Raw genomic sequence first — 16,873 nt, forward strand, 5'->3', positions numbered from 1 at the left:
GCCGGCCTGTTCAGTGTCCGGCCGCTGCGTTCTGTCCGCTCACCGCCATACCTCTCGCTTCTACAATACCTTTACGCCACAAACGCCATTCACCGGGCTGGTAAATATCCCACTCTTCATCGCTGGTCAGCGGTTCGGTTACGATAACGCTGACAATATCATTCGGCGTGGTTTCAGATTCGAAATCCACAATAACGTCGGCATCTTTCAGCCTTGCCGGGCCAAAGGGAGCGCGGCGGGTAATGCTGGCCATTTTGGTGCTGCAGTATGTAAACAGCCAATCACCGTTGCTCAGCAAAAGGTTGAAAACCCCTTGCCCTGCATAGGCCTGCGAGAGTTCGACCAGGTGCCGTGCAATCACCTCTGCCGGGTCGTTCCGGTCACACTGTTTGCGCAAGTGGTTGAGGATGTCGCAGAACAGCGCCTCGCTGTCGGTATCGCCAACCGGCTCGTAAAACCCCGGCGATGGCCGAAAGTCAGAAAGCTGGCCGTTATGGGCAAACACCCAGTAGCGGCCCCAGAGTTCACGCTTGAAGGGGTGGGTATTGGCCAGGCAGATATCACCCACATTCGCCTGGCGAATGTGGCAGATGGCCACTTCGCTCTTGATAGGGTGGGTCTGGACCACTTCCGCAAGCCGTGAGTTCGAACTGGCATCTACATCGTGGAAGGCGCGCACGCCTTTACCTTCATAAAACGCCACGCCCCAGCCATCCTTGTGGGGGCCGGTGTCACCGCCTCTGCGGGTCAGGCCGGTGAAGCTAAAGCAGAGGTCGGTGGGTGTGTTGGCGCTCATGGCCAGCAGTTCACACATAGCGGGATGCGGCTCCGTTCAGATAAGCAGCCTGTTGCGGGAAAAGCGCTCCACCAGCGGCTGATAGGCGGACCCCAGTAACCGGTTAATGGCGTCTATACCCCAGGCATCCGGCCCCACAAGAATGCGGGATTCGTTTTTGAGGATGCCTTTCACAATGGTCTCTGCGGCTTTCTCCGGCGTGGTCATGGCAATTTTGTCGAACCCTTTGCGCAGGTCTGCCGCGCTTTCCAGCCTGCTCATGCGTGCAGAGTTGGCAATGTTGGTGCGGATGCCACCGGGATGTACACAGCTCACAGCCACCGGCTGCTTCTCCATTTTCATTTCCTGGCGCAGGGATTCCGTAAACCCGCGAACCGCAAATTTTGCAGCATTGTAGGCACTTTGTGTGGGCACGCCAATCAGACCAAACACACTGGAGATGTTCACCACATGTCCATCACCAGAGGCAATCAGGTGTGGCAGGAAGGCCCGCGTGCCGTGAGCGACACCCCAGAAATCGATGTCCATGATCCACTCGAAATCGGCATCAGACATTTCCCTCACCGTGGCAGAAAGCGCCACACCGGCATTATTGATGATTACATTAACCTGACCAAAATCCTTTACCACCTCGGCTGCATGGGCGTATATCGCATCCTTGTCACCAACATCCAGCCGGTAGGCCCTGACATCCGAACCCTTGATGGCTGCGACCGTTTCCGCCAGCCCTTCCTCGTTAACGTCAGACAGGGCAAGCCTGCAACCTCGTATTGCCAGCGATTTGGCAAGAGCCCGCCCGATACCGGACCCGGCTCCGGTAACAACTACCACTTTGTTTTTCAGATCTTTCATGGCCACTGGCCTCTTGTTGTGTGTTGTGCCGATTAAAGAAGATACTCTAACAGTTGCCCCTGATCAGCATATGGCTTCAAATTTCTGACTTGCATGGCACCCGGGCCACTCGGACTCAGCCCGGGCTTTTGGGTACAATTCCCCCTCCGCGAGCACAATCTCGCGGATTTCCTCAACCCTGAACCTGCGGATGTTCTGTATGGAATGGAGTCTTACGCATTTCTGGCTGATTCTGGCCCTCGCCCTGGGGCTGGCTGAGCTGGCATACGGCATATTTCTGCTGCTGGCGCTGGCTGTCGCCGCAGCCCTGACAGCCGTTCTGGCCTATGCCGGCATTTCATTCGAATGGCAACTGGCGGGCATGGGGGTGTTTTCAGGCCTGCTGGTGCCCATCGCAATTCGCTGGATTCGCCCGCGTTTTTCCCCGAAAGGCGTAGCCTATGGAACCACCGGCACTGGCGTCGAGCAGGGTAAGCGCTACCGTACCCTGAAGCGGGATTTTGATGGCGCTACAGGTATCAAGATCAACGGCGACTTCTATCGCCTGAGAGATGACAACACAGGTGCCACCGAATTGCCGGAGGGAACCGACGTTATTTTCAGCAAATTCGACGGCACCACCGCCGTTGTTCAAACCGTTACACACAAGGAACAGTAAGCATGGAACCCTATATTTCACCGGGGCTGATCATCAGCCTGATTGTTGTCGCCATCGGTATTTTCATCATCGCCAAAGGCCTGGTGATTGTCCGGCAGTCTGAAGTCATGGTTATTGAGCGCCTGGGTTCCTTCAACCGGGTTCTGGAAAGTGGCGTGAACATCATCATTCCGTTTATCGAACGGCCCCGCCCCATCACCATGATCCGCTACGTGCGCATGGGTGAGGAATACCACCCGATGACCACCGATGAAGTCCGCATCGACCGCCGGGAGACGGTGATGGATTTCCCGGGGCAGCCGGTAGTGACCACCGATAACGTAACCGTAAAAATCAACGGCGCCCTGTACTACCAGATCATTGACCCCCGCCGTGCCGTTTATGAAGTGGCCAATATGAGCCAGGCGGTTGAGGTGCTGGCCAAAACCACCCTGCGCTCGGTGGTGGGCAAGATGGAACTGGACAAGTTGTTCGAATCCCGCGCCGAGGTGAACAACGCCATTCAGGCTGAAATGGAGGAGCCCGCCTCCAAGTGGGGTGTAAAGCTGACGCGGGTGGAAGTTCAGGACATCAGTATGCCCGAGGAAGTGGAAGAGGCCATGCGCCTGCAGATGGCCGCAGAGCGTAAACGCCGGGCCACGGTGACAGAAGCCGAGGGTGAGAAAACGGCAGCCATCGCCATGGCCCAGGGCCAGCGTGAATCCGCCATTCTCAACGCCGAGGGTGACAAGCAATCCTCCATTCTGCGCGCCCAGGGTGAGCAGGAATCCATTCGCCTGGTACTCGGCGCCCTGGGCGATTCGGAAGAAAACAAGCAGACGGTGATCGGCTACCTGCTGGGGCAAAGCTACATCAAGGTACTGCCAAATATGGCGAAAGACGGCGAGCGGGTGTTTGTGCCCTACGAATCGTCTGCCCTGCTGGGCTCCATGGGCATGTTCCGGGAGCTGGCCGGCAGCCCTGAAGATGTGGTCCGCCAGTCACTGCAGCGCGATGGCCTGCGTGGCGGCCTGGTAGGTGGCGCAAGCAACGCCTGAGCCTCACGCCCGCGCGGGCAACCTGTTGGCATCAGCCCAGCAGGTTGTCCAGGGGTTCTGCATAGCTGGGCACGAACACTTCCATAAAGTAAGTCACTTCCGGCAGCCCCTCCTGCGCAAGCCGCTGCCGGATCTGCCTCTCGGCCGGTTCAAACTCGCGGTTACCCGCACGCACCTCGGCCTGGCATTTCAGCCAGGCTGACAGGCGATCTGCCGCCTTGATCAGTTCCCGACCCTCAGCCGGCAGCCGGGACTCCTGCAAATAGGGTGCAAAATCCTCACGTAAATCTTCCGGTAGCAGTGCCAGCAACTCCGCCTCTGCCTTGTGCTCAATGTCGCCAAAGGCCTCGCGCATCACCCTGGAGTGGTACTTCACAGGGGTAGGCATATCACCAGTGATCACTTCCGTGGCGTCATGGTAAAGTGCTGCTGCGGCAATCCTGTCGGCATCCACCTGCCCGCCGAAGTGCCTGTTGCGGATTATTGCCAGGGCATGGGCCAGAGTGGCCACTTCCCAGGAGTGGGTTGCTACGTTTTCTTCAATGGCATTACGCATCAGGCCCCAGCGCTTGATCCAGCGCAGGCGGGAAACATAAGCAAAAAAATGACTACTGGCCTTGGGCACGTGCTTCTGTTCCTTTTGAACGGGATTGAATGATGCTCGGGCGCTTTAACGGGCGTCCAGCGTAAAACCGACAATTACCTTGCCATCTTCCGACACCTCGGCATTGCGGGATGGGTCGAGCATGAATAACTGACTGGCGGGCACGCCATGGGTGTCTCGCAGTATTTCCTGCAGCGCAGATGCCCGGGCACTGGCAAGATTATTCAGTACTTCCGGAGCCAGGGTCCGCTCTCCCGCCAGATAGGCCTCCCGGGCCTTCTGCCAGCTCTCCTCGGTTAACTTTTCCGCCTGGCTCGCAGCCAGTTGCTCACGCAAAAGCACCAGCCCGTCAGCCTTCGGCGAAACACTGCCGCGAATGTTCAGCAGCAGGTCGGGGCGATCAAGCAGTGCTTTGGCCAGGGTGGCCAGTTTCTCTGCCTCTCCGGGTGCCAGCCTGGTGGAGCCCGGCTCAAAACGCATCTGGCCCAACTCTTCGCCGGAGAGGCCCGCAAGATCCGCGATGGACCCAAGCACACTGAAAGGCGACGTGGCTGCCTTGGCAAGCAGATTCACGAAAGCCCCCATAACCACCTGGCCCACACTGAAATCGGGGTTGTCCAGATTACCGCTGACGGGCAGGTTCACTTCTATAGTGCCCTTGCTGTCCCGAAGCAACGCCAGCCCGAGTTTGACCGGTGCATTAACCGCCTGTTCACTCGCAATACTCTGGCCAAGCCCGAGACGGTCCATAACAATATGGTTTGAGGCCTCCAGCTGGCTCCCGGTAATTTCATAATCCAGATCCAGTGCCAGTTTTCCACTGTCCACACCATAACCCAGATAGCGACCGATATATGGAGACAGCGCCGGCAACGACAGATCCTTCATGGTGAGTTTCAGATTACTGGTCTGTTCTGAACCCAGGGCGCCAATGGTGCCATCAAACTCTACACTGGCGCCGCCCCCGACACGCCCTGTGAGGGCAACTTTTCCTTGCTGGGGCGGCACATTGCTCAAGCCGGTAACCGTGCCATTGAGCTGGTCCAGCGAGGTTGTAAAAGCCGGGTCCACAGCCCGATCGGTATAATCGAGAACACCTTCTTCAATCGTTAGCTGTGCAATACGGAAGATAAACCGGCTCTGGTCCTCAGCATCCTGTTCCGACGCCCTGGATTCCGGTGCCCTGGAGGCATCCGCATCTGCCGGCGCAGGCACTATCTGCTCTACGTTATGAGCGCCGTTGCTGTTGCGCACCAGATTGACCACCGGCTGTGCGAGGTTAACCGTGCCGATTTCCAGCCTGGCCGGGTGCACGTTGTACTCAATGGGCGCCAGCCGCAGCGTTTTCCAGGAAACCAGCGGCTCGTTGCTGTCCGGCAGCTGAAGGCTCAGCCCGGCAATTTCAGCCGTGCCACTGAAAGTACCTGTCAAGGGTTCCTGCTGGCCATCCAGGTCCAGATTCCCATCCAGCCCCAGAGTGCCACCTGCAACGGCAAGATTGGCCGATTCCTGTAAATACGGCTCAAATGCCGCCAACACAATGTCCGAGCCGGAAACGGCCGCTTCCAGGGTAAAGGGTTGCGGCGTCAGCTGGCCATTCACCGAGAGGCTGCCACCGGTTTCCAGCGCTGCCTGCAGCTGATACGACAGGGGGTCTTCCATGTCGCTACTGATACCACCCATGGAAAGCGAAAGCTGCTGCAGCGCTATGTCAGCGGGCGAATCAGGCTGCTGGTCCTGCCAGAGCACGCGCCCCCCGTAAACGCTTATGCCCTCAAGGGACCAGCGAAAAGACGGGCCATCTGAAACAGGCTCTGCTGCACCGGCGCCCGGGTTCTGCGTGCCGGGTTGGCCGCTCCCGTTGTTATCATTGCTTTCGCTGGTCGCATTGAACGCCGCAAGAGCGGCAACCCAGTCAATTTCTCCGGCTTTGTTACGTGCCAGCGCCACATCTGGCTGCTCCAGGGTAATCTGCCCGACACTGGCCTCCCGGGCATTGAGGTCAAACCCGATATCGTCGATAACAATGTTTGCTGTGGTCAGGCGTGGCTGCCCGCTCTGTGTGTTCGGAGCAACCGCCAGGTTTTCCACAGACAGGTGACCGCCGTGGGTTGAGAGGTACAGGACTTCGCCCGACTGCAACTCGTAGTCTGAGCGCAGAGTCAGTTTACCGCTGCGCAAATCATAGGGCAGATAGGGTGCAAGGAAATGCCCCAGAGTCTTGTGGTCAACGCCCGTAATGGCAAGGCTGCCGCTGGAATAGAGGGGAGTCACGCTGAGATCACCCTGCCACTCCAGCGTTTGCTCGCCCAGGGCCGCCTGAAGGTGATAATCGCTGCTGCGATCATCCCGCTGCCAGGTGGCCAGGTCAGTCAGGCTAAGATCCAGCGGCGTAACCCGGAATTCTGTCATGCCGGGCTGAGTGAAATCCCGGAACAACAGTTCGCCGCCGCGCACAATGAACTGCTCAAAATACAGTGAGGGCAACGGCTGATCCTTTTCCGGCCCGGGTTGCTCCGCTGCCCTGTTGTTTTCTCTGGCGCCGGCAGCCTGAAAATCCCGGGCGAAGTTCACGCTGTAGTCTTCCAGCAGATCCAGCCGGATAAACGGCTCATCGAGCTCAATGGCCTCAAACCCGATCACACCACGAACCAGCTCGAAGAAGCTCAGGTTGATATACAGGCGCTCAAACCCCACAACTTTTGCGTTATCGCCATCCTGCGCTGACAGGTTGAGAACTTCTACGCTGAGCGCAAACGGATTACTGCTGACCTCCGCAAGGTCTGCCTGCCACCCCATCTGCTGTTGCAACTGCTCCGGCAGTGTTTGCTTCAGCCACCAGGGCAGCAACAGAAAACCGGCCAGGCTGTACAACAGGATGACAACAAGCAGGCCGATGACCAGGTTTCGGAGCAGATGACTGCGCTGACGGCTTTGGGCCACGAGTGTCTCCTTTCAGGTAGCAGGATCCGGTTAAGGCGTTAATGTACAAGGATAGTCGGCCAGGTACCTGTTTGTCAGCCACTGTGCAGCAGCCGCTGACAGCCGAATCTGAACCCTATATCCTGAGCCATGGTATCCACAGGTCCCGATCACACATTTTGTATGACTGAACCTATTCCCCGAGAATGAGGACAAGCGTTTATGGACATCGGCGATATGCGTCGCGATTTTGAAAGTGAAGGGCTGGACCGCGAGGCGCTGAATGACAACCCTGTGCGGCAGTTCGAAATCTGGTTTGGCGATGCCCGTGAAGCCGGAATTCTCGAGCCTAACGCCATGTCGCTGGCCACCGCCGGTGCCGACAGCATGCCGGATTTGCGCACGGTGCTGCTGAAATACTTTGATGAGCGCGGATTTGTGTTCTATACCAATTACCAAAGCCGAAAGGCTCACGAGATTGCAGAAAACCCGAGGGCAGCCCTGCTGTTTCCATGGATCGGGCTTAACCGGCAGGTGCGTATTCAGGGCCCGGTGGAAAAAGTCAGCAAAACGGAATCTCTCCGGTACTTTGCCTCGCGCCCGCGGGGCAGCCAGATTGGCGCCTGGGTTTCCGAGCAGAGCAAGGCCATTACCTCCCGGGGACTGCTGGAACAGAAGGTGGCAGAAATGAAACGCAAGTTCAGCGAGGGTGAGGTGCCACTGCCCGGCTTCTGGGGCGGCTACCGTGTTGTGCCGGAGCGCGTGGAATTCTGGCAGGGCCGTCCCAGCCGCCTCCACGACCGTTTTGAATACGTGAGGGAAGGTGATGGCTGGCACATCCAACGACTACAACCCTGAACACGCCAGCAACCTGCAAAAACCCGCTATTTTTCTCTGCCATCAGACAGGACAGGTTCCGGAAGCGGCACCGCCCTGGCTGTCCACTGAAGAAAAGCAGAGGTTCGCCCGCTTCAGTGGCACCCGCGCCGTTGAGTTCCTTACCAGCCGCTGGCTGATACGTCAGGCCCTGGGCAGGGCAAGCGGTTCCGGGCCGGCACAATGCTGGCCGGCCGAGGGGCGGCCAACGGTTTCCGGTAACCCGGCCGGCTGGCACCTGTCCCTGAGCCATAGCCATGGCCTCACCGCCTGCAGCATGCAGTACGGCTCTGCAGTGGGCATAGACATTGAACCCAGTAGACGACACCCAAAATGGCAGAAAGTCGTCAAACGCTGGTTTTCGCCCATTGAGCAGGAATGGCTGTTCCAGGAGGACGACCCGCACAGTTTTCTTGTAGTCTGGACGTTAAAAGAGGCCTGGCTGAAAGCCACTGGCAGAGGCATTGCGGGCAACCTGCAGACACTGGAAGTGCGCCGGAATTTCGAACTCTACGGCGACCATCCAGACAATCACTGGCAAGCCTGCTGCTTTTATGCGGAAGGTTTTCTGAGCACGCTGGTGTACAGGCAAAATGCAGGTGAGCTCCCGGGCTCCTGGCCTTTGATCACATTGCTGGAGCCACCGCCCGAGGATTATGGCCTGATCACCGCCGAATCCCTGGACGCATACTGGGAGCCGGTGTTCCAGCGGCAAATCCGCGCAAAGCCCCGATCAATAGCTCCGGGCAGCCAATCAGCACAAACCGGCTGAAAACAGCAGTCAGAAACCCAGGGAGATGGCCTTATGGCAGGCGCACCCGAAGACAACAGAACCCTGGCAGCGCCCGCCCTCGCCGAGCGCTGCCCCTGGTGTGGCACCGACCCACTGTACGTGCATTACCATGACACCGTATGGGGCCGACCGGAATACAACGATCTGGCCCTGTTTGAAAAGCTCTGCCTCGACGGCCAGCAGGCGGGCCTGAGCTGGATCACCATCTTGCGCAAACAGGAAAACTACCGGACTGCCTACGATCATTTCAACCCGGAGAAAATCGCCCGGTATGGCGATGCCAAAGTCGCTGAACTGCTGGCAAACCCGGGCATTGTCCGCAACAAGCTGAAAGTACAGTCCATCATCAAAAACGCCAGGGGGTTTCTGGAGCTGCAGGAAAAAGGCGCTGGGTTTTCCGCTTTTCTCTGGTCATTTGTGGACCACCGCCCGATCCAGAATAGCTGGCAGACGCTCGATGAGGTGCCCGTTACTACACCGGAATCCGAAGCCATGTCCAGAGCGCTCAAACGTGCCGGGTTTACCTTTGTAGGCCCGACCATTGTCTATGCGTTCATGCAGGCCACCGGCATGGTCAATGACCACATGGTGTATTGCCCTCAGCACTGGCAATGCCGATCACTGGCTCAATGATCTTAAACTCCCGCGGGCTCGTAAGTTCAGGAGTATCAGATATCCCGGAGCTTGCCTGTGAGAATCACCCTGGAACATCCCGCCACCCAGCCACGGCAGGTCATTGGCCTGCTTGAAATCATTTCCATCGAAGGTCAGCAGTACAAGGTCAGGCTGAACGTCGGCAATGAACAGCGGTTGTTATCCGATAATAAAGGCGTCACCTGTCTTTTCCGCAGCGCCTGGCAGGTTCAGGAACAAAAAGCGTGATTTCAGTCGCAAGACTTGCCATTCTGGTCGGGATAGCGGGGTTAATTCCCTTTATTGCCTGCGTTGCCGCTATTTTTGCCATGCCCCAGTACAGTGTGGCGCTTCTGGGTTATTTCTATCTCTACAGCGCCGGCATTCTGGCCTTCATGGCAGGCATTTACTGGCCCATAGCCATGCAGCTGGACAACCGGTGTTACCCGCTCTCACCCCTGATGACCATGCTGCTGAGCCAGGTCTTCTTTGTGGCGGCGGGTATTGGCCTCTTGCTGACCACGCCTGCACAGATCGTGCTCTATACACTCGCCTACCTTGCCCTTTACATCACGGATGCACGCTGGATGAGGGTGTACTGGCCGGCCTGGTATCTGCGGCTGCGCCTGCTTCTGACACTGGTTGCAGTAGCCTGCCAACTGACCGTTGGGGCCTGGTTCTTGCTGCTACATTCCAGTTAACGCGTTTAAACCCAACCCGGCTTTCTTCAGTCAGGCAGCAACAATGGCATACTCGTGGTTGTGGGGCTCGATAAGCACACCGTGCAAAGCAATGATCGCTTTCTCGTAGTTGTCTTCATCCACCACAAACTGCATATCGACCTGGCGCATGCACTGGTGCAGAGCCAGCACGTTGATGTTGGCGTCCGCCAGGGCCTTGACCGATCTCAAAAGAATGCCGGGCACCTTGATATCACTTCCGATTGCCGACACCACGGCCACCTTGCGGGTACTGATCTCGCCGTTGGGGAACTCGTCTTTCAGGGCGTTCACAACTCGTTTTACATGCTTGAGGGTGCTGCCCACGTAGTGGGTAATGGTATTGGCGTTGGTGTCCTTGGCCATAAAACGCACCTTGAAACGGCTCAGCACATCGAGAATACGGCGATCCGAGCCCGGCTCTCCCTGCATGTCCTGATCAAACACCTCTATGGCAAACACACCCTTGGCACCGGCAATAATCTCGACCTGCGGCTTTTCGCTCACATAGTCGCCGGTAATCAGGGTACCCGTATGCTCCGGTTCAAAGGTATTCATCACCCGCAGTGGAATCTCTGCCTGCCTCAGCCCTTTGCCCGCACGGGGGTGAATCGCTTCCATACCCAGGTTTGCCAGTTGATCCGCCACATCATAGTTGGTGCGGCCCAGAGGAACGACTTTGTCGGCGCCCACAATATTGGGGTCAGCGGAGCTCAGGTGGTATTCCTTGTGAATAATCGCTTCACGGGCATTGGTAATAACGGCCACGCGGCTGAACGTCATCTCACTGTAACCGCGGTCGAAGGTGCGCATCAGGCCTTCCTTGCACTGGGCGTAACCGGTCACGATTGGCAGTTCTCGGCTCAGATCAACGGCGTCGAAAGCCTGCTTCAGTTTTTCGTCCAGCGGCAGCAGTTCCGTATCGCGCCAGCCGGTAAGATCCACAAACCGTGCATTGATGCCTTCCTGCTGCAGCTTCAGGGCGGTATTAAACGCGCTGTGCGCCTCGCCGATACCTGCAAGCATTTCACGAACGGTCAGCAGGTGCTCGTCCAACTGGAACTGGCCGTATGAACACAGGCGCTGCAGGTCAATCAGGCAGCCGCGAACGCCTTCAATACGGTCGGTAATAAACTGATCCGCCTGCTGCTTGAGCATGGGGTCTTCAAACAGCTCGCTGTTAATATCCGTAATAAACTTGATCAGCTGGGTAAGGTCATCCCCCCAGGCCCAGTCGGATTCTGCATCGGCAAACAGGGCATAGACGCCCGGCTCGCCGGTTTTCTTGTGCTCCAGCAACTCGTTGGTTACACCGCCGTATGCGGATACCACGAAGATTCGCTGATAGAGATCTTCCTTGCTACGGTCCGCAACAATGATGTTGTCGCGCACCGCTTCGTAGTTACTCATTGAAGTACCGCCGATTTTCTCGACGGTGTGTAATTGACTCGTCATATTTCTACCCTGGCTTATCCTGCAGTGTAATTGTCCGGATTGATGCAGGCGTCTTATGACGCCTCGCTGATTCCTTCCTGCATGATTTCATCCACACTCTTTGCCAGCAGTTCCGCACCCAGTTTCAGGTCTTCTTTGCTGGTTGTCAGCGGCATCAGGCATTTAATGACTTCATCATTCGGACCACTGGTCTCAATGATCAGGCCGTGCTCAAAAGCTCGCTTGGTAATCGGGCCTGTAACATCAGCATGGGTAGCTTCAATACCCCGCATCAAACCGCGCCCCTTCATTTTGAACTCACCCGGGTACTTATCGCAAATGGCCTGCAAGGCATCGCCCAGGACCCGGGTCTTTTCCTTCACCTCGTTGGCAAAGTTATCATCCTTCCAGTAAGTCTCTACCGCTGCGCGGGCCGTGATAAACGCCATGTTGTTACCACGGAAAGTACCGTTGTGCTCGCCCGGATCCCAAACATCCAGCTCCGGCTTGAACAGCACCAGCGCCATGGGCAGGCCGTAGCCGCTCAGAGACTTGGACACAGTCACAATATCCGGCTTGATACCGGCAAACTCAAAACTGAAGAACTCCCCGGTACGGCCGTTACCTGCCTGGATATCGTCCAGAATCAGCAGGATGTCATGTTTTTTGCACAAGGCTTCCAGGCCCTTCAGCCACTCGGCGCGGGCCGCGTTCAGACCGCCTTCACCCTGAACCGCTTCCACAATAACTGCAGCAGGCAGTTCAACGCCGGAAGAGCTGTCAGACAACACCTTGTCCATTATTTCCAGGGTATCCACGCTCTCGCCCAGGTAGCCGTCGTAGAACATGAAATCCACGTTACCCAGCGGTGCGCCAACACCACCTCGGTGATGTTTGTTACCGGTTGCTGCAACCGCACCCATGGTCACGCCATGGAAGCCGTTGGTGAACGAGATAATACCGGTGCGGCCTTTTACCTTGCGGGCCAGTTTCAGAGCGGCTTCGACACAGTTGGTGCCGGTGGGGCCGGTAAACTGCATTTTATAATCCAGGCCCCGGGGGTCCAGAATGTACTTTTTGTAGGATTCGATAAAATCGTGCTTGGCCGTGGTAAACAGGTCCAGGCCCTGGCTTACGCCGTCTGCTTCAATGTATTCCAGCAGGGCTTTTTTCAGGATGTCGTTGTTGTGGCCGTAGTTCAGTGAGCCGGCACCGGCAAGAAAATCCAGGTACTGCTTGCCATCTTCGGTGTACAGGTATGCATTTTTGGCACGGTTAAAAATCACCGGGAAGGCACGGCTGTATACACGTACTTCGGATTCAGTGGACTTGAAAATTTCCATGGTGTTACCTCTTGGCCTTCTGGCCCTGTCAATTGAATTCTTTGGTAAAGATTTTAAAGCGGCCCGCAACCAGGCCCGTCGCGTTCGGACAGGCAGGGGCTTCAGGGATCGACGGCAGACATTCGGGCTCAGGGCTTCTTGGTAAACGGCCCGATGCGCAACAAAAACTCGGAATCGTGCTGGCCGCCAAAATGCGTGTCTTTTTCAAAATGCTCATGGTGCTCAATCTCGGCGCCCATATCCCGCGCGAACGAGCGGAACAACGCCCATGAGGCCTCGTTGTCGGCGGTAATAGTGGTTTCCATGTGGGTTACGTCTTTACACGCTTCCCGAGCCACAATGGCTTTCAGCATCCGCTTGGCCAGGCCCTGCCCGCGACCTTTCTCATGCACGGCAACCTGCCATACAAAGACGGTTTCGGGTTTTCTGGGGGGAATGTATCCGGAGATGAAGCCGACCAGGTCGCCGTCTTTCTCCGCAGCTACGCCGGTGTCGGCGAAATCGCTGCACTGCAGGAGGTTGCAGTAAATTGAATTGGGATCCAGAGGAGGGCACTCGGCTACCAGCTGGTGTAGTCTGAAGCCATCATCCTTGACGGGTGTACGCAGGGTGATGGCGGTGGTATTCGATCCATCTGATGTCATAACGTAGGTAGGTCGCCTTTAAAAAGTTAGCGTTAAATTATATAGACCACAAAATATATTTCAAGTCACGTCAGGGCACAGCGCCCGGCACAAGCCAACTATTACCATGATAATAGACCGGATTACCGCATTCGCAAGCATCAGAAAGATTAAAAAACCGAAGGGCAGGGTACCCATGGCTGGTGGGCCGGCGTCCAGCCAGGGATTCCGGGGCGCCATGCAATACAAGAACCTTTAGGCCTCCAAACAACAGCGTCACGCGGCGCCCATGCCGCCAACTCCATAATCAGCGCGCTACCGGGCAAAAACACCTAAACAGGCGCCGAACAACTGGCCCCATAGCGATAACAGGAAAAACACCGATGGTGCCGCAACATAATGCGCTCACTCATGCTTGCCGCCAGCGACCCACCCAAATCATACTGAGGATCATCATCCACCAGCGTGCACGCATAAACCCGCACCGAATCGCCCTTTTTTACCAGCATACGCGTGTAGGTACACATGAAATGCGCCCGGCTATCCACCGTCGGATACTTCTCCATACAACTCTCGGTAATCTCCGGGCTGCCGTCCTCCGAACCCGGGGTTCCCAGGTCCGGGAACGCCGTAAACGCCAGGTTTTCCGGAATCTGCCATTCGCGGAATATTTCCCGGAAAGCCGCCTCTACCTCTGAAGGTATTTCGTCAGGATCGGTCTGGCGGGCAATCGACACCTTGAACCCCTGATCAATCAGCCACTGAATGCCTTTCAGGGCCTGGTCAAAACTGCCCTCGCCACGATCCTTGTCGTGGCGGGCGCGGTCCGGGAAATCCAGGCTTACGCGGAAGTGGATCGGGAAGGGATTGTCCAGCAGCGGCAACACCTGGTGCCGGCGCTTCAGCAGCGGTTCGGTGGCATTGGTCAGCACGAAACAGGGCCGGTACCGGCTGGCATAATCCAGAATGTTTACAAAATCCCGAATCACGAAGGGTTCGCCGCCGGTGAAGGAAAACTGCTCCACGCCCATATCCAGTGCTTCGTGGATAAACGGCTTTACATCACCCAGCTTCATGCCCGGAATGCGGCCATCACCGGGGTGGCTGCCCTCCAGGCAGAAGGGGCAGGCCAGGTTGCAGGCGGTGCCGGTGTGTATCCACAGTTCTTTGAGCTTGTCCGCGTCAATGTAACCCCGTGGGTCACCGTTGCGGGTGTGGGTCCAGCTGTCATTAGCTCTGGGCTCCAGCACTTCCAGCGCCGGAATGCGCTGCCTGGCAGGTCGTGTTTCAGTCAGGGGCATGGATGCTCCTTGGTTTTGTGACATCAGGGCGTCACGTTTGATGTATCGGGCAGGCGACGCTTGCTTTTGCCGCGCCGCCAGCCGTGTAATTTTTCCAGCAGCTTGAGGATGGTCTCAGGCGCATTGGCACGCTTCCACTCGCCGGCTGCGTACTTGGCGGATTCGTTCCATGTGGGGTACGGGTGAATAGTTCCCAGAATCTTGTTCAGGCCCAGGCCGTGTTTCATGGCCAGGGTGAATTCCGCCAGAATTTCAGCAGCGTGGGCGCCCACCACCACGGCGCCGAGGATTTTATCCTTGCCCGGCGGCGTGAGCACTTTGATAAAGCCATAGTCCTCACTGTCAGTAATCGCCCGGTCGAGATCGTCCAGGCCGTAGCGAGTTAGCTCGTAGGCAACACCCTGCTCTTTTGCTTCTACTTCACTAAGGCCCACACGGGCCACTTCCGGCGAGGTAAAGGTTACCCAGGGCATCACCCGGTAATCCACCTTGAACCGGCGGAACTGGCCGAACAGGCCGTTTACCGCCGCATACCAGGCCTGATGTGAGGCCGCATGGGTAAACTGATAAGGCCCGGCCACATCGCCGCAGGCGAACACGTTGGGGTAGCGCAGGCTCATATCGTCTTCCACTGGCACTGTGCCGTTGGGCAAAGGCTCAATGCCAATCCGGTTGAGATTCAACCCTGCAGTATTTGCGGCGCGGCCCACGGCCACCAATACCTGATCGAATGGAATACGCACCTGCTCACCCTTATGGTCGCAGTAGGCTACTTTTTCGCCATCTTCCATGCAGAATTTTGTGGCCGCATGGTTCAGGCGCAGATCAATACCGTCTGCCTCAAACTGCGTCTTCACCACCTCCGAAACATCAAGGTCTTCTTTTGCCAGCAAACGATCGTCGCGCTCCACCAGAATCACCTGGCTGCCCAGGCGCGCAAACGCATGGGCCAGTTCCGAACCGATAGGGCCGCCACCCAGCACCAGCAGCCGCTCCGGCTGTTCCTGCAAGTCCCAAAGGTTGTCTGAAGTCAACGGGTTCATATCTTCCAGCCCCGGTATCGGAGGCATGGCCGGTTTGCCACCGGTGGCGACAACGATACTGCGGGCGGTCAGGCGCTCGGTACGGCCATCGTTGTGTTTTATTTCCAGTTCCCAGGGAGATACGAAGCTGGCCTCACCAAAGATGCAGTCCACGCCCAGTTTCTGGTAGCGCTCGGGAGAATCGTGAGGTTCTATCTTGGCAATCACCTCTCTTACCCGGTTCATGATGTTCCTGAAGGAGCCCCTCACGGGCACGGATTCCAGCCCGTAACGATTGGCGTGGCGCAGGGTATCCGCGGCTTTGGCACTGCGAATCAGCGCCTTGGAAGGAACGCAGCCGGTGTTGAGGCAGTCGCCACCCAGCCTGTGCTTCTCAATCAGCGCCACCTTGGCTTTTACCGCAGCGGCAATATAGGCCGACACCAGGCCCGCAGAACCACCGCCAATGACCAGCAGGTTGTAATCAAAGGACTCGGGTTTTTGCCAGCCCGCATAAACACGGCGCCGGCGAATATAGCTCACCACGAACTTTGCAATCAGCGGGAAAAGGCCCAGCAGAGCAAAGGAAAGCAACAGATCTGCAGAAACGATATCAGAGGTGGACTGTATCTGGCCCAGTTGCGTGCCTGCATTCACATAGATGAAGGTTCCCGGCAACATGGCTACCCAGCTCACCAGGGCATAGGTGCGCAGCTTCATGGACGTCAGGCCCATGGCAAGATTAATCAGGAAAAACGGGAACACCGGCACCAGCCTGAGCGTTGCCAGATAGAAGGCGCCATCTCTCTCCACTCCACGATCTACCTTGGCCACGGTTTCCCGATAGCGGGAGCGCAGCGCGTCGCGCATCAGAAACCTGGCCACCAGAAAGGCGAGGGAGGCACCCACGGTAGACGCCACTGATACCGCCAACAACCCGTAGAGATTGCCAAAAAATGCACCACCAGCGAGGGTCATGATCACCGCGCCGGGCAGGGAAAGCGCCGTCACCACCACATATATAGCGGTATAGCCTGCAACCGCCAACAGAAGATTTGCGTCAATCCACCGGGTCAGGCTCGCCTGATGGGATTGCAGATTTGCCAGGGTCAGCAGCTTATGGCCGTCCAGACCAATAAAAATGGCAACCAAGGCGACAATGGCCAGAATCAGTATGAACTTGCTTCGATTCATGTTTGAACCTGTTGGAAATATGTCAATCAATACGTCTATCGCTCTGACACGATCACTGTGCAAATG

The 16,873-nt window shown here is 57.0% G+C and carries 16 protein-coding genes; 7 read left to right on the forward strand and 9 right to left on the reverse strand.

Features of this window, described 5'->3' with window-relative positions:
• Positions 1-10: 10 nt before the first annotated feature.
• Together CDH48_RS04215 and CDH48_RS04220 are read right to left on the reverse strand one after the other, a co-directional pair.
• Positions 11-814, reverse strand: a complete 804-nt coding sequence (locus CDH48_RS04215) for a class II glutamine amidotransferase (protein WP_100687474.1) — start codon at positions 812-814, stop codon at positions 11-13.
• An 18-nt stretch (positions 815-832) separates the two neighbouring features.
• Positions 833-1,648 carry an SDR family NAD(P)-dependent oxidoreductase gene (locus CDH48_RS04220; RefSeq protein WP_100687475.1) on the reverse strand — a complete coding sequence of 272 codons (816 nt, stop codon included), beginning with the start codon at positions 1,646-1,648 and terminating at the stop codon, positions 833-835.
• A 199-nt stretch (positions 1,649-1,847) separates the two neighbouring features.
• On the opposite strand from CDH48_RS04220, the gene CDH48_RS04225 reads away from it, so the two are divergent.
• Both CDH48_RS04225 and CDH48_RS04230 read left to right on the forward strand, forming a co-directional pair.
• A complete protein-coding gene (locus CDH48_RS04225) occupies positions 1,848-2,306 on the forward strand; it encodes an NfeD family protein (protein WP_100687663.1) in 459 nt (152 codons plus the stop codon).
• Between the two features lie 2 nt (positions 2,307-2,308).
• Positions 2,309-3,343, forward strand: coding sequence for an SPFH domain-containing protein (locus CDH48_RS04230; protein ID WP_100687476.1), 1,035 nt, complete (start codon positions 2,309-2,311; stop codon positions 3,341-3,343).
• A 31-nt stretch (positions 3,344-3,374) separates the two neighbouring features.
• Here the strand turns inward: CDH48_RS04230 and yfbR are convergent, their stop codons facing one another.
• Positions 3,375-3,968: a 5'-deoxynucleotidase gene (yfbR, locus tag CDH48_RS04235; RefSeq protein WP_100687477.1), complete on the reverse strand. Its 594-nt coding sequence runs from the start codon at positions 3,966-3,968 to the stop codon at positions 3,375-3,377.
• Between the two features lie 45 nt (positions 3,969-4,013).
• Complete coding sequence (locus CDH48_RS04240; protein ID WP_100687478.1) at positions 4,014-6,890, reverse strand: DUF748 domain-containing protein; 2,877 nt, start codon at positions 6,888-6,890, stop codon at positions 4,014-4,016.
• Positions 6,891-7,091: 201 nt separating this feature from the next.
• On the opposite strand from CDH48_RS04240, the gene pdxH reads away from it, so the two are divergent.
• Genes pdxH through CDH48_RS04265 form a run of 5 tightly spaced genes read left to right on the forward strand, consistent with a single transcriptional unit; the run spans position 7,092 to position 9,872 of the window.
• Positions 7,092-7,727 (forward strand): pyridoxamine 5'-phosphate oxidase, encoded by a 636-nt coding sequence (pdxH, locus tag CDH48_RS04245; protein ID WP_100687479.1) that lies wholly within the window; start codon positions 7,092-7,094, stop codon positions 7,725-7,727.
• Positions 7,696-8,517 (forward strand): 4'-phosphopantetheinyl transferase family protein, encoded by an 822-nt coding sequence (locus CDH48_RS04250; protein WP_100687480.1) that lies wholly within the window; start codon positions 7,696-7,698, stop codon positions 8,515-8,517. Before pdxH ends, CDH48_RS04250 begins: the two co-directional genes overlap by 32 nt.
• Positions 8,518-8,550: 33 nt before the next feature.
• Entirely contained in the window at positions 8,551-9,171 is a 621-nt protein-coding gene (locus CDH48_RS04255) for a DNA-3-methyladenine glycosylase I (RefSeq protein ID WP_100687481.1), read from the forward strand.
• A 57-nt stretch (positions 9,172-9,228) separates the two neighbouring features.
• Positions 9,229-9,420, forward strand: coding sequence for a DUF6482 family protein (locus tag CDH48_RS04260; RefSeq protein ID WP_100687482.1), 192 nt, complete (start codon positions 9,229-9,231; stop codon positions 9,418-9,420).
• Positions 9,417-9,872, forward strand: coding sequence for a DUF3429 domain-containing protein (locus CDH48_RS04265; protein ID WP_100687483.1), 456 nt, complete (start codon positions 9,417-9,419; stop codon positions 9,870-9,872). The genes CDH48_RS04260 and CDH48_RS04265 overlap by 4 nt, the downstream gene beginning before the upstream one ends.
• 30 nt (positions 9,873-9,902) lie before the next feature.
• On the opposite strand, the gene CDH48_RS04270 is transcribed toward CDH48_RS04265, so the two are convergent.
• The 5 genes from CDH48_RS04270 to CDH48_RS04290 all read right to left on the reverse strand — a co-directional run bounded on the left by CDH48_RS04270 (position 9,903) and on the right by CDH48_RS04290 (position 16,807).
• A complete protein-coding gene (locus CDH48_RS04270; RefSeq protein ID WP_100687484.1) occupies positions 9,903-11,345 on the reverse strand; it encodes an aspartate kinase in 1,443 nt (480 codons plus the stop codon).
• A 53-nt stretch (positions 11,346-11,398) separates the two neighbouring features.
• Entirely contained in the window at positions 11,399-12,667 is a 1,269-nt protein-coding gene (gene ectB / locus CDH48_RS04275; protein WP_100687485.1) for a diaminobutyrate--2-oxoglutarate transaminase, read from the reverse strand.
• A gap of 128 nt (positions 12,668-12,795) precedes the next feature.
• Positions 12,796-13,311 carry a diaminobutyrate acetyltransferase gene (gene ectA, locus CDH48_RS04280; RefSeq protein WP_100687486.1) on the reverse strand — a complete coding sequence of 172 codons (516 nt, stop codon included), beginning with the start codon at positions 13,309-13,311 and terminating at the stop codon, positions 12,796-12,798.
• Positions 13,312-13,622: 311 nt separating this feature from the next.
• Entirely contained in the window at positions 13,623-14,591 is a 969-nt protein-coding gene (locus tag CDH48_RS04285) for a radical SAM protein (RefSeq protein WP_100687487.1), read from the reverse strand.
• A 23-nt stretch (positions 14,592-14,614) separates the two neighbouring features.
• The gene (locus CDH48_RS04290) at positions 14,615-16,807 is read right to left on the reverse strand and encodes an FAD-dependent oxidoreductase (protein WP_100687488.1); all 2,193 of its coding nucleotides are present in this window, start codon (positions 16,805-16,807) and stop codon (positions 14,615-14,617) included.
• Between the last annotated feature and the right edge of the window lie 66 nt (positions 16,808-16,873).

Source organism: Marinobacter aromaticivorans (assembly GCF_002806975.1).
In the GTDB taxonomy this organism is placed as follows: domain Bacteria; phylum Pseudomonadota; class Gammaproteobacteria; order Pseudomonadales; family Oleiphilaceae; genus Marinobacter; species Marinobacter aromaticivorans.